The sequence below is a fragment of the Falsiroseomonas sp. genome (assembly GCF_051859025.1).
Lineage (GTDB): Bacteria > Pseudomonadota > Alphaproteobacteria > Acetobacterales > Acetobacteraceae > Falsiroseomonas.
Genome location: NZ_JBHYGL010000003.1, coordinates 39,656 through 51,546, shown reverse-complemented (window position 1 = coordinate 51,546; position 11,891 = coordinate 39,656). Strand labels below are relative to the sequence as shown.

Annotated in this window: 12 protein-coding genes; 10 read left to right on the top strand and 2 right to left on the bottom strand. The window is 70.4% G+C overall.

The window, feature by feature from the left end:
* Positions 1-240: 240 nt before the first annotated feature.
* From ACTIE5_RS06390 to ACTIE5_RS06380, 3 genes are read left to right on the top strand one after another with little or no spacing between them, the layout of a single operon-like run.
* A complete protein-coding gene (locus ACTIE5_RS06390) occupies positions 241-1,356 on the top strand; it encodes an iron-containing alcohol dehydrogenase family protein (RefSeq protein ID WP_439548869.1) in 1,116 nt (371 codons plus the stop codon).
* 20 nt (positions 1,357-1,376) lie between these two features.
* Positions 1,377-2,333, top strand: coding sequence for a Bug family tripartite tricarboxylate transporter substrate binding protein (locus ACTIE5_RS06385; protein ID WP_439548868.1), 957 nt, complete (start codon positions 1,377-1,379; stop codon positions 2,331-2,333).
* On the top strand, positions 2,330-3,646 hold the full coding sequence (locus ACTIE5_RS06380; protein ID WP_439548867.1) for an FAD-dependent oxidoreductase: 1,317 nt from the start codon (positions 2,330-2,332) through the stop codon (positions 3,644-3,646). Before ACTIE5_RS06385 ends, ACTIE5_RS06380 begins: the two co-directional genes overlap by 4 nt.
* Positions 3,647-3,948: 302 nt before the next feature.
* Here the strand turns inward: ACTIE5_RS06380 and ACTIE5_RS06375 are convergent, their stop codons facing one another.
* Positions 3,949-4,881 carry a LysR family transcriptional regulator gene (locus tag ACTIE5_RS06375; RefSeq protein ID WP_439548960.1) on the bottom strand — a complete coding sequence of 311 codons (933 nt, stop codon included), beginning with the start codon at positions 4,879-4,881 and terminating at the stop codon, positions 3,949-3,951.
* A 138-nt stretch (positions 4,882-5,019) separates the two neighbouring features.
* On the opposite strand from ACTIE5_RS06375, the gene ACTIE5_RS06370 reads away from it, so the two are divergent.
* Genes ACTIE5_RS06370 through ACTIE5_RS06355 form a run of 4 tightly spaced genes read left to right on the top strand, consistent with a single transcriptional unit; the run spans position 5,020 to position 9,381 of the window.
* Entirely contained in the window at positions 5,020-6,861 is a 1,842-nt protein-coding gene (locus ACTIE5_RS06370; protein ID WP_439548866.1) for a CocE/NonD family hydrolase, read from the top strand.
* Entirely contained in the window at positions 6,858-7,370 is a 513-nt protein-coding gene (locus ACTIE5_RS06365; RefSeq protein ID WP_439548865.1) for a GAF domain-containing protein, read from the top strand. The genes ACTIE5_RS06370 and ACTIE5_RS06365 overlap by 4 nt, the downstream gene beginning before the upstream one ends.
* Complete coding sequence (locus ACTIE5_RS06360; RefSeq protein ID WP_439548864.1) at positions 7,367-8,359, top strand: Bug family tripartite tricarboxylate transporter substrate binding protein; 993 nt, start codon at positions 7,367-7,369, stop codon at positions 8,357-8,359. The genes ACTIE5_RS06365 and ACTIE5_RS06360 overlap by 4 nt, the downstream gene beginning before the upstream one ends.
* Positions 8,360-8,391: 32 nt before the next feature.
* On the top strand, positions 8,392-9,381 hold the full coding sequence (locus ACTIE5_RS06355) for a Bug family tripartite tricarboxylate transporter substrate binding protein (protein WP_439548863.1): 990 nt from the start codon (positions 8,392-8,394) through the stop codon (positions 9,379-9,381).
* Positions 9,382-9,581: 200 nt separating this feature from the next.
* On the opposite strand, the gene ACTIE5_RS06350 is transcribed toward ACTIE5_RS06355, so the two are convergent.
* On the bottom strand, positions 9,582-9,770 hold the full coding sequence (locus tag ACTIE5_RS06350) for a hypothetical protein (protein ID WP_439548862.1): 189 nt from the start codon (positions 9,768-9,770) through the stop codon (positions 9,582-9,584).
* Positions 9,771-9,848: 78 nt separating this feature from the next.
* Here ACTIE5_RS06350 and ACTIE5_RS06345 point away from each other — a divergent pair, with 78 nt between their 5' ends.
* The 3 genes from ACTIE5_RS06345 to ACTIE5_RS06335 all read left to right on the top strand — a co-directional run bounded on the left by ACTIE5_RS06345 (position 9,849) and on the right by ACTIE5_RS06335 (position 11,619).
* Positions 9,849-10,073, top strand: a complete 225-nt coding sequence (locus ACTIE5_RS06345) for a hypothetical protein (RefSeq protein ID WP_439548861.1) — start codon at positions 9,849-9,851, stop codon at positions 10,071-10,073.
* Between the two features lie 95 nt (positions 10,074-10,168).
* A complete protein-coding gene (locus ACTIE5_RS06340; RefSeq protein WP_439548860.1) occupies positions 10,169-10,921 on the top strand; it encodes a DUF3489 domain-containing protein in 753 nt (250 codons plus the stop codon).
* On the top strand, positions 10,921-11,619 hold the full coding sequence (locus ACTIE5_RS06335; RefSeq protein ID WP_439548859.1) for a recombinase family protein: 699 nt from the start codon (positions 10,921-10,923) through the stop codon (positions 11,617-11,619). Before ACTIE5_RS06340 ends, ACTIE5_RS06335 begins: the two co-directional genes overlap by 1 nt.
* The last annotated feature ends 272 nt before the right edge of the window (positions 11,620-11,891 follow it).

Here is an 11,891-nt window from a genome sequence, read left to right as displayed (position 1 = left end):
CGCCGTCGACGAGGTAGAAATGTGAGGTTGGGAAACCGACTGGAGCAGCGGTGGGGACCGGGGAACGAATTTCTCTGGGCGCACGAGACAGCCAACAGGGAGTAGACCGAACGGCCGCACGCCTAGGATGCTGCCGCTTCGCTCTTGGCGACAGAGCCCCGCCAGGATGGGCATGGCAGCGAACTTGTCCGGATAGGAATATGTCGGCAGCATCGGCGGCGGAACGTCCGGGAAAGACACATGCTGCCGCTGAACGGGCTCACGCCTCTGCTCGCGCCCTCCGCGAGGGTTTGGCAGGGATCGGGCTTGCTGGCGCGCGCGGGTGAGGTCGCGCGGGCGGCGGGTTGGCGGCGCGTACTGATCGTCACCGATCCCGGCCTGGCGCGTCTGCCCCTGCTGGCACGGCTGCGGGGTTCGCTGCAGGCTGTCGACTTGAATACCGACCTGTTCGCAAGCGTCGTCGCCGATCCGCCGGTCGCAACGGTCGAGGCAGCGCTCGCCCGGTTTGGTACGCCGGAAGCCGTGGTGAGCCTTGGTGGCGGCTCCTCCATCGACACCGCGAAGGCCTTGGCCGCTTGCTTCGCCGAGGATCGTAGCCCGACGAGCCTCACTGAGATGCCGCCGAAGCGCGCGCTGCCGCATCTCGCCGTGCCGACCACGGCAGGCACGGGGGCGGAGGCATCGAATAGCGCGATCCTGACGGATGCGGCAGGACGCAAGCGCGCCATTATCGCGGAGTGTCTGCCGCCCGGCTTCGTGCTGCTCGATCCTGATGTACTCACGGGGCAGCCGCGTGAGCTGCTGGTGGCCTGCGGGCTGGATGCGCTGAGCCACGGGCTGGAATCGCTGGTCTCGAAGCAGGCCGGCGCGGCCAGCCGCATGTTCTCGCGGGAGTGCATCCGCCTCGTCGCGCAGGCGTTGCCGCGCGTGCTGGCATCGCCCGACGATGCGGAGGCGCGGTCGTCCCTGCAACTTGGCGCGCATCTCGGCGGTGCGGCTCTGCGCTTGGCTCGTCTTGGCTACATGCATGCGATCGCCCACGCCGTCGCCGAGTTCCGGCACCTGCCTCACGGCCTCCTAATCGCCCGCGCGCTGCCGGCGGTCGTCGCATTTAATACGCCCGTCGCCAGGGCGCTCTACGACGAGGCGGCACAAATGGCAGGGCACGCCGGCATGCCCGCTTTGATCACCGACCTCATAGGGGAATGCGGCGTCACGCCCGGCTATGCGGACCTCGCCCTCACGGCCGACGAGCGCGCAGCGATCGTCGCGCGCTGCGTTGGCGGTCCGTTCCACACCTGGAACCCGCGCCGCGCTGAAGCCGCCGACTTCGCGCGCCTGCTCGATGCAACCTGACACGACGGGGAGAAACGACGATGCGATTCACGCGCCGCACAGCCCTTGCACTGGTGGCCGCGCCGGGCCTCGCCCGGGCCCAGCCCCTTCCCGCGCGGCCGGTCCGCATCGTCGTCCCGTTCCCGCCGGGCGGCCCGACGGATTTCGCCGCGCGCCTGGTCGGCGATGGCATGCAAACCGCGCTGGGCCAGCCCGTCGTTATCGACAATCGTCCCGGCGGTGCTGGCAACATCGCGGCCGAATACGTGGTGCGGAGCACGCCAGACGGAACGACGCTCCTGTTCTCGGGCTCCGGTCTCGGCATCAATGCCGCGCTGATGGACCGCCTGCCGTTCGACGCCGGGCGCGACCTGGCGCCCGTGGTGCTGGTCTCCTCTTCACCCAACCTGCTGACCGCAGGGCCACGGCTTAACATTGCCGATATCGCCGGCCTGATCGCCGAGGCCAAGCGGCGGCCGGGCGAGATCAGCGTCGCCGTCGGCTCCCTCGGCACGACGCAGCACATGGCGGTCGAGCTACTGAAGATGCGCGCCGGCGTGGATGTGACAATCGTGCCCTACCGGGGCGCCGCCCAGGCCATGAACGACCTACTGGCCGGCACCGTAGATGCACTATCGGACGGGATCACCTCCTCCCTCCCGCAGGTGCGGCAGGGTCGGGTCAAGGCTCTAGGTGTGACCTCGCTCCAGCGCAGCAGTTCCGCCCCCGAGATACCCGCCATCGCCGAGACCTTGCCGGGCTTCGACGCCGTCGCCTGGTTCGGGCTGCACGCCCCGGCCGGGACGCCCGAGCCTGCGCTGGCGGCGCTGAACGCCGCGGCCAACGCGGCCTTGGCGCGTGAGGACGTCCGTGGGCGCTTCGCCGATGGCGGCGCGCGCGTCCTCGGCGGCAGCGTGGCGGAGGCGCGGGCCCATCTGGCGAACGATGTCGGCCGCTGGACTGAGGTCGTGCGCCGCACCGGCGCCAGGGTCCAGTGACCGCCGACAGCCTCGTCGAACCGCCGCGCCGCACGCCGATCCTGGCGCGGCCGGAGGTGCTTGTGGTTGGCGGCGGCATCGCCGGCCTCGCGGCGGCGGCCGCTGCCGCGAGGGAGGGCGCGGAGACGCTCCTGGTCGAGAAGCTCGGCTTCCTTGGTGGCACGGTGTCGGCGGTGACGCTGGGCGGCCTGTGCGGCGCGTTCCGCCATGTCGGGCCCGAGCAGGAACTGCGCCCTGTGGTAGGCGGGCTGTGGAATGAGCTGCGCGAGCGGCTCCTCGCGCGCGACGCGCTCGGCCCGCCGCGCAGGTCCGTCCTGGTGCGCGGGGTTCACGGCCTGCCCTACGATCCCGAGCGCTTCAAGATCGTCGCCGACGAGATGCTGGCGGCATGCGGCGTGCGTGTGCTGACCGGTGCCACCGTGGCGGGCACGACCCGGGAGGGATCACGCGTCACGGCGGTGTTCGTGGAGACGGTGGGCGGGCGGTACGCAATCGTGCCGAAGCAGATCGTCGATGCGTCCGGTGATGCCGAGATCGTGGCTCGTTCGGGCGGCGCCTTTCATGTCTCGCCGCAGGTGCAGGCCCCCTCCGCCATGGTGCGGATGGCGCCCGTGGACCGTGCGACATTCAGCACCGTCCCCCGCGCGGCCGTGAACGCCGCCCTTGAAGGGGCGGTGGAAGCCGGCTTCGAGTTGCCGCGCACGATGGTGGCCGTGTTCCCCTACCTCGCCGACCACGAAGTGCATGTGAACGCCACGCGCGTATTCAAACCTGGCGGCACGCCCTTCGACACCTCCGACCCCTGGGATCGCGCCGCGGCCGAGGCGGAGGGCCGTCGCCAGGCCTTCCTCTACGAAGCTGCGATGCGTGCCAGCCTGCCCGGCTTCGATCGGGCGCGCGTCGCCGGGATCGGCCCGGTGCTCGGCGTGCGGGAAAGCCGGCTCATCGCCGGGCAGGCCGTGCTGCGTGAAGCCGACGTGATGGCCGGGGTGGCACCGGTGGACACCATCGCGTGTTGCGCTTGGCCAATCGAAGACCATGCACCCGGTCGCGCCACGATCTGGCGGCCCCTGCCCGATGGCGCCTGGTACGGGATCCCGTTTGGCAGCCTGGTACCGCTAGGCTTCGAGAACCTTCTGGTCGCCGGGCGATGCCTGTCCGCAGAGCACGGTGCCCAGGCTTCCGCGCGAATCTCTCTCGCCTGTCTTGCGATGGGGGAGGCAGCAGGCATGGCAGCGGCGACGGGCATGCCGCAAGTCGCTGTGTTGCAGGCGAGGCTGCGCGAGCGAGGCGTCATCTTGCATGCGGGATGAAAGATGCGATCGCACGCTGACGACCCGATCAGCTGGAGGGAGTGCTCCCGGATTCGAACCGTCGCTGGCAGGCTGTGAAGTGCGGTGGACGTGCGCTCGGATTCGAGCCTTCGTCCCATTGATCCGCCGTTTGCTGGCGTGCCACGCTTGTCTTGGACCTCGAAGAAGCAGTCGGCGAGCCATGGCGGCGTATCGCCGCTTCTTGGGCGAGAGCCAGGTGAAGCTGCCTAGCATTCGCCAGACGCACACCCACACGGTGATGGAGGAGGTCAAAAGCAGCAGCGACCTGCCGATCTGAGGTCCTACCCGGCCCTGCCTCGGCCCAGCCGCCGATTGAGTGCCGCCACCTGCGAACGCCCAGCTGTCGCCACCAGGCCGGCAAAGGCCTGCACGATGCGGGACCGGGTCTGCCACACCGGAAACAGCAGTCCGTAGGGCAAGGGAATGGCGGGCCGGAAGCGCCGCATCACATATCCGGTGGCCCCGCTGGACAGGGCGACAAAAGGGTCGGCCACGGCAATGCCCAAGCCCATGGCAGCCAGCTGGCAGGCAACGGCGCCGCTGCTGGTTTCCAGCCGAACCATCGGCTTCAGCCCGGCGTCGCGGCATAGCTGGTCGAGATGCTGGCGGATCAATGACCTTGGGTGGGTGACCACCAGGTCCTGCCCGGCCAAATCAGCCAGGCTCACGCTGGCCCGATCGGCCAGGGGATGGCCATGGTGCATGACCACCACGGCGTCGGTGCGGCAGAATTCCTCCACCTCTACCGCCGGATGCGTCAGCGGCAACACGGTGACACCGAGGTCGAAGGCCTCCTGCCCGAGCCAGCTCTCGATATCGAGCCGCACGCGCGGTTCGATGGCCGCGGTGAACCCCGGCGTATTGAGGACCATGCGGGCCAGCGGGGCGCCCAGCAGCGCGCCGATGCTCTGCGGCGCGACCAGCACGCGCAGGTGGCTGTCCTGGCGTTTCGCGCGGATCTCGCTCGCCAAGCGTTCCAGCCCGGCGTGGCCCGCGAGGATGCGTTCCACCTGGGCGTAGAACCGGGCTCCATCGGCGGTCAGCGTCAGGCGGCGGTTGCGGCGATCGAACAGCGGAAAACCCACCTCGTTCTCGAGCGCCGCCAGCAGCCGCCCCACCTGGGGCTGGGTGCGGCCGAGCCGCACGGCCGCCTCCGAAACCGATCCGCCTTCCATGAAGGCGCGCAGCACTTCGAGAGACCGCGAATGCAGCATCGCCACCCCCAATAATATGCGAAAAGCGCACAGAAACCACCCGATTAAGCATTTGACGCAGGAAAGGCCGCGGCCGCAACGTCCTGCGTGTCACGCAGCGCCGAGATCGTCGGCGCCACGCAAGGGATTGAGGGCAGGATGGCGGACAGCGATGGCGACAGCCCGGCTTGGCAGGTGGCCCCCGGCGACTACATGGCGCGCCGCGAGGCCGACTTCACGCTGCCGCCCGTCCCGCAATCACGCTACCTGAGGATGCGCGACGGGTGCCGCATCGCTGTCGACCTGTGGCTGCCGCATGAACCGGAAGGCGCGCCGGCGGCGGGCCCGGTGCCAACCGTCCTGATCCTGACCCCCTACTACCGGCGCTTCAGCCTGCGCCCCGGCGGCAGTGGCGACGCCACGCCGAATGCTGGCAAGTTCATCAACCTTCTGGTCCCGCGCGGCTACGCGGTGGTGGTGGTGGATGTGCGCGGTACAGGCGCCAGCTTCGGCACCCGCGACAGCTTCCGCTCGCCCAAGGAACGGGAGGACAGCCGGGAGATCGCGGACTGGATCGTGGCGCAGCCCTGGTCCGATGGCCGCATCGGCGCCACAGGCATCTCCTACCCCGGCGCGGCGTCCGACTTCCTCGCCAGCACAGGGCACCCCGCCGTGCGCGCCATCGCGCCCTTGTTCGCGGTGTGGGACACCTATGCCGACAACTACTACCCCGGCGGCATCCTACTGAAGCAGCTGGCGAAGTCCTACGACGACCTGATGCTCGCCATGGACCATGACCGCCGCGACCTGCTTCGGAACTACATCTACTACGCCAACCCCGACCTCGCCGGGCCGCATCCCGTCGATGAGGATGCGGACGGCGCGCTGCTGGGGCAGGCGCTGGTGGAGCACCTCGGCAATTTCCGGCAGCCGGATTTCATGGGGGAATTCCGCTTCCGCGAAGACCCGCTGCCCTACGATGCGTCCTTCAGCTCCGCCTCCTTCAGCCCCTATTCCGTGCGGGACGGGATCGCGAAGGACGTCGCGGTGCTGGCCTGTTCCGGCTGGATGGACGGGGCGGGCTATGCCAATGGCGCGATCGCCCGGTTCCTGACGCTGCGCGAAAACCCCGTGCATCTGCTGCTCGGCCCCTGGGACCATGGCGCGCGCTGCAACGTCTCCCCCTGGCGCAATCAGGTGGCGCCGGAATTCGCCTTGATGGGGGAGGTGCTGCGCTTCTTCGACCACTACCTCATGGGCCGCGCCACCGGGCTGGGTCAGGAAGCGCGCGTCCACTACTTCAGCCTGCATGGGGAGGCCTGGCGCGCCGCCGCCGCCTGGCCGCCAGTGGCGGAAACGCAGCGCCTCCATCTCGCGCCCGATGCCGTGCTGGCGCCGGCTGTGCCGGCCGAAGCCGGGCGGGATACGGTACGTGCGGATTTCGCCGCGGGCACCGGCAATGGCACACGCTACGAACGCATCGCCGGCATCAACAGCACCGACTACCACGCCGATTGGGGCGACCGGCAGGCGCGCCTCATCGGCTGGACTTCCGCGCCGCTGGCGGAGGCGATGGAGATGACCGGCCACGCCATCGCGGACCTCTGGATCGCGTCGAGCGAGCCGGATGCCGCGATCTTCGCCTATCTCTCGGAGGTCGAGGCCGATGGCACGGTGCGCTACGTCACCGAAGGCCTGCTGCGCGCCCTGCATCGCAAGGAGAGCCCCGCGCCCGACGCCTACCGCACCACCTGGCCCTTCCGCAGCTTCCGGCGGGAAGACGCCGCGCCGCTGGTGCCTGGCCAGGCCGAGCGCATTCGCATCCCGCTGCTGCCGACCTCCTGGGTGTTCAGCGCCGGCAGCCGCATCCGCCTTTCCATCGCGGGTGCGGATGCCGACCATTGCGTGCAGGTGCCGCATGGCAGGCCGCCGCTGCTGACGCTGCTGCGCGGCGGAGACCATGCCTCCGCGCTCAATCTGCCGCTGCGGCCGTTGCGATGAGCGGGACGTCGCCCGACCTGTTCGCGCCCCTGGCGGCGGCGCTGGCGCAACCCGACCAGCCGGAGGCCACTTTCGTGGCGCTGGACCAGGTGCTCGCCCAGGCCATCGGCCACCGCTTCCTCTCCATGCTGGTCTATCGCTGGCAGGAAGGCGTGGCGGAGCGCATCTACAGCAGCCGGCCGGAGGTCTATCCCCGCCACGGCCGCAAGGCCTTCACGGAAGCGCCTACGCAGCGCCGGGTGGCGGAGGGCATGCAGCCCTATATCGGCCGGGACGCCGCCGACATCCGCCGCGACTTTCCCGACCACGACAGGATCTTCGCCCTGGGCTGCGAGAGCATCCTGAACATGCCCGTCATCTGGGCGGGGCGCGCGATCGGCCAGGTGAACCTGCTGCATGAGGCCCGCCATTACGGGCCCGACCATCTGCCGCTGGTGCGGTGCCTGGCGCAGATGGCCATCCCCGCCTTCCTCGCTGCCGCATCCCAGAACGGAGAGACCAGCCCATGAGCCTGTTCCGCACCGGCCGTCGCCGGCTGCTCGCCTCCGGCCTTGGCCTGCTGCCCGCGGCGGGTGCCGCGGCCCAGACTGCTCCCGCCTGGCCGCGCCAGGGGCCTATCCGCCTCATCGTGCCCTTCGGCAGCGGCGGGGCCACGGACATCGTCTCCCGCGTCGTGGCGGAGGCGATGTCCCGCCAGCTTGGCCAGACCATCGTGGTGGACAACCGCCCGGGCGCGGGTGCGACCATCGGCACCACCGCCGCGGCGCGGTCGCCGGCGGATGGCTATACGCTGGTGGTTGCCACCATCAGCGGCATGGCGGTGGGGCAGACGCTCTACCGGGATCGCATCAATTGGGACGCCGATCGCGACTTCGCCCATATCGGCATGATCCTGCAGACGCCCTGGATGCTCTGCGTGAAGCCGGGCGGTGCCACGCGGACGCTGGCGGATTGGCTGGCGGAAGCGCGACGCACCAACGGGCTCGCCTATGGCACCACTGGCGTCGGCTCCGTCGCGCATCTCGTCGGCGTGCTGCTGGCGCAGGCCGCCGGGGTGCCGATGGAGCACGTGCCCTATCGCAGCCTGACGCAATCCGGCGCCGACCTGATGAGCGGCACCATCCCCGGCATCATCGAGAGCCTGACCGCCACCAGTAGCTTCATCCGCGCCGGCACCATGCTGCCCCTCGCCAGTTCCGCCGCCGAACGGTCGCCGCTGTTCCCCGATGTGCCCACCTTCCGGGAGCTTGGATTCCCCACGGTGGTCGCGGATGGCTGGGCGGGGCTCGCGGCGCCCGCGGGCACGCCCTCGCCCATCCTTGATGCCCTGGCCGCCGCGCTGCGGGCCGCGCAGGCGGAGCCGGGGGTGCAGCGGCGCCTGGCGGAGCTGTCCAGCACGCCGGGGCTTCTCTACCGCGCCGATGCCCAGGCCTTCGTGCGCCAGCAGGTGGTGGATTGGGCGCAGGTGGTGCGCGCATCCGGCGCCACGCCCGACTGATCGCCGCCCAGCGCCTTCATGGAACGAAACCGATGACGCATGCTTCCATCGGCCGCCGCGCGGCCGCTGTCCTGGCCTTCAACCTCGTCGCGCTGGGTGCCGGAAGGGCGGGCGCGCAGGCCGGGTTTCCCAGCCAGCCGGTCCGGCTGGTGGTGCCGCAATCCGCGGGCTCGGGCGGCGACGTCGTCGCCCGGCTTCTGGCGGAACCGATGGGCCAGGCGCTCGGCCAGCCCATCATCGTTGACAACCGGCCCGGCGCCAATGGCGTGACCGCCACCGGCTACCTGAAGCAGCAGCGCGCGGACGGGTACACGCTGATGCTGCCGGGCGTGTCGATGATGAGCTTCAACCCGCATCTATACCGCGGCCTGCCCTATGACCCGTTGCGTGACTTCACCTACATCTCGCCCGTGGTCGATACGCCATTCGTGGTGGTCGCGAGCCGCAGGAGCGGCATCGCGAGCCTTGCCCAGTTTATCGAGCGGGCGAAGGCGCGGCCGGGCGAGCTCACCTTCGCCAGCGCAGGGGTCGGCAACTCCACCCATCTCTCGACCGAGATGATGGCGGACCGCGCAGGGATCCGCCTGCTGCACGTGCCCTACAACGGCTCGGGCCCGGCGCTGACCAGCGTGGTGTCCGGCGAGACAGACCTGATGACCAGCGTGCTCGGCACCGCTTTGCCGCTGATCCGCGGCGGCCAGGTGACCGCGCTCGCGGTGGTGCGGCGCGAGCGGGCGTCACAATTGCCCACGGTGCCGACCCTGCAGGAAGCGGGCATCGACGCGCCCATCATGCCGGGCTGGTTCGCCCTGGTCGGGCCGGCCGACCTGCCGGAAGCCGTCGTGGCGCGGCTGAACGGGGCCATGCGCGCGGCGCTGGCAGCACCCGCCGTGCAGCGCCGCCTGGCGGAGATGGATCTCGAGCCGGTGGCCGGCAGCCCCGCGAGTATCCGACAGAGCGTGGAGCAGGACAGTACGGTCTGGGGCGACTTCATCCAGCAGCGCAATCTGCGTCTGGAGTGACGCGCTGCCCGGTCCCGAACTGGACCGGCGTTCCCTTCGCTCCTTCTGTCGGTTTCAAAGTAGCGCTCAGGCCTGCCAAGCGTAGGCATGGTTCAACGTACATTCGACCTGTCAGCCAAAGGTTAGCGGGACTTGCGGCCACTGTTAGCGAGGCTTGAGCTGACCCTTGGTAAGCGCTCAGCTTTAACCAACCGACCAGGTCACGGCACGCGCCGCTTCACGACGCCCACCAAAAGCGTCGCGGCCACCAAATCGTATGTCGAGACCGAGATGTTGCGCGCCATCACCCGGACCGTGTTGTTCGACCACACGGCAGCGTCGAGCTCGATGAACCGCGTCGACGATACCAGTGACGCCTTCGCCATGTTGCCTGCAACAAAAGCCGCCATGTAATTCCAGACTTCGCTTGGCTACCGCGCGCCGTAGAGCGAAGTGTCCGTTACGCGGAAAGCGAGACGGAGACGGTGGTGACGAAGCAGGAAGCCAACCAGCAGCGCAGCCTGGACGCCTTCATGGCGAGGAAGGCTGAGTTCGACGCGATGCTCACCGAACTGCAGCAGGCCAGTGCCGAGCACTTCGGCGCCGACCCTGATGCGGTGCTCTGGGGCGAGGCGGTCTGGCTCGGCAACGCCACCGCGAAGCTCAAGGACATCGCGGACCAGCACTTCCGGCGCGGTGAATACGCGCCCTGAAGCGGCGCTGATCCCGCCACGCCCCGACAGGCCAGGCCTGCGGGGCTCGGGCTCGTAGCACCCGGATGGTCGGGTGCGGCACGAGGACCGAGACGATGAAGCTCTCCGATACGCAGATGCAGATCCTGGCCGCGGCGGCGGCGCACCCGCTGCGGCTTGTAGTCCCGCCCGCCAAGCTGCCCGTCGCCGCCCGCGAGGCGGTGCGCAAGAGCCTCCTGGCCAAGGGGCTGATCGAGGCGGCGGAGGTCGATGCTGCCGATGCGCATGAGGCCTGGGCGACCGACGCCGGGCCGGCGACCTACCGCTCGGTGGCGCAGGAGCCCGCAGAAGGCGCTACGGCAGCCGTGGAGGCCGGTGAGGCCGCCGGCGGCCGCAACGGTGCGGCGGACGCGACACCGCCCCACACGGCGCCCACAGAGTCGCTGGAAGCCTCCCTGCCGCAGCGCCGCCCCGGTGGTCTGCGCTACGCCACCACGGCCGTCCTGGCCGCCTGGGCGGCCCGCAGCGAGGACCCCAACGCGCTGAAGGTCGCCATCGCTTCGCTGCACGCGGCCCTGGCCGGCAAGGCTGCCCGACCGGCCCGCGAGCCGGGCGCTTCCCGCCCACCGCGTCAAGGCACGAAGCAGGAGCAGGTGCTGGCCCTGCTGCGCCGACCTGAGGGCGCCACGGTCGCGCAGGTGATGGAGGCCACCGGCTGGCAGCAGCACACGGTCCGCGGATTCTTCGCCGGCCTGAAGAAGCGCCAGGGCATCGCGGTGGAGGTCATGGAGCGGGTGCGCCAGGTGGGACCGAACAACACCGGCGCCAAGGGCTCCTACAGCATCTACCGCATCGCCGAGGCCGGCTGATGCGGCATGGTCCTGCGCCGCCGCGCTACGCGGTCGGGCTCTACCGGGTCTCGACCGCTGAGCAGGGGCAGAGCGGGCTCGGGCTCGAGGCGCAGGCCGCCTCCGTCCGGGCCTTCGCGGCGAGCCAGGGCTGGTCCCTGGTCGCAGAGTATTCCGACATCGCCAGCGGCAAGGACGATCGCCGGCCGGGCTTCCAGGCAGCGCTGACCCGTTGCCGGCAGCTGGGCGCGGCGCTGGTGGCGGCGCGGCTCGATCGGATCACCCGGCGCGCCCACACGCTGTCGCAGCTGCTGGAGGACGGCGTCTCCATCCGTGCGGCGGACATGCCGGGCGCCGACGACCTGATGATGCGGGTCTATGCAGCGATGGCGCAGAAGGAGAGGGAGCTGATCGCCGAGCGAACCAGGGCGGCGCTGGCGGCCGCCAAGGCGCGTGGGCGGCTGCTGGGCGGCGACCGGGGCTACCGGCCTGCCGCGGGACCGGACGCCGCTGCGGCGGCCCTGGCGCGGCGTGAGGCGGCGGAACGAGCTGCGCATCGGCTGGTGCTGGAGGTGGAGCGGCTGCGGGCCGAGGGTGTCGAAGGCCAAGCCGCCATGGCGCGGGCGCTGAACGAGCGCGGGGTGCCGACGCCGCAGGGGAAGGGCGCCTGGACGCACACGACGGTGGCGCGGGTGATGGCGCGGAGCGGCTGTGCGTAGGTCACCACGCCGTGCTTGCCATCGGCGACGAGTTCTGTTTTTGTTCCTGTGCTGCCTGAACCGCAGGAAGACCTGGCATGCCGGACCCATCGACCCCACCGGCCCACAGAGTGCCGCCGCTCATCTCGCCCGTCGTATGGCATGCCATCCGGGCCGCGCGCGACGCTGCCCTGGCCGCCGGCGCCAGCCCGCCAGATGCTCTCGAGGCAGCCCGCCAGCTGGCCCTGGCCGTGTTTCCTGCGCTGCCGAGACCGCACCTGCGTCAGGCGCTC

What these genes read in the sequence shown, in the direction of transcription:
- ACTIE5_RS06390 (WP_439548869.1), top strand. Translation starts at nt 241, where the DNA reads ATGCTGCCGCTGAACGGGCTCACGCCTCTGCTCGCGCCCTCCGCGAGG.
- ACTIE5_RS06385 (WP_439548868.1), top strand. Translation starts at nt 1,377, where the DNA reads ATGCGATTCACGCGCCGCACAGCCCTTGCACTGGTGGCCGCGCCGGGC.
- ACTIE5_RS06375 (WP_439548960.1), bottom strand. Translation starts at nt 4,881, where the DNA reads ATGCTGCATTCGCGGTCTCTCGAAGTGCTGCGCGCCTTCATGGAAGGC.
- ACTIE5_RS06370 (WP_439548866.1), top strand. Translation starts at nt 5,020, where the DNA reads ATGGCGGACAGCGATGGCGACAGCCCGGCTTGGCAGGTGGCCCCCGGC.
- ACTIE5_RS06365 (WP_439548865.1), top strand. Translation starts at nt 6,858, where the DNA reads ATGAGCGGGACGTCGCCCGACCTGTTCGCGCCCCTGGCGGCGGCGCTG.
- ACTIE5_RS06360 (WP_439548864.1), top strand. Translation starts at nt 7,367, where the DNA reads ATGAGCCTGTTCCGCACCGGCCGTCGCCGGCTGCTCGCCTCCGGCCTT.
- ACTIE5_RS06355 (WP_439548863.1), top strand. Translation starts at nt 8,392, where the DNA reads ATGACGCATGCTTCCATCGGCCGCCGCGCGGCCGCTGTCCTGGCCTTC.
- ACTIE5_RS06350 (WP_439548862.1), bottom strand. Translation starts at nt 9,770, where the DNA reads ATGGCGGCTTTTGTTGCAGGCAACATGGCGAAGGCGTCACTGGTATCG.
- ACTIE5_RS06340 (WP_439548860.1), top strand. Translation starts at nt 10,169, where the DNA reads ATGAAGCTCTCCGATACGCAGATGCAGATCCTGGCCGCGGCGGCGGCG.
- ACTIE5_RS06335 (WP_439548859.1), top strand. Translation starts at nt 10,921, where the DNA reads ATGCGGCATGGTCCTGCGCCGCCGCGCTACGCGGTCGGGCTCTACCGG.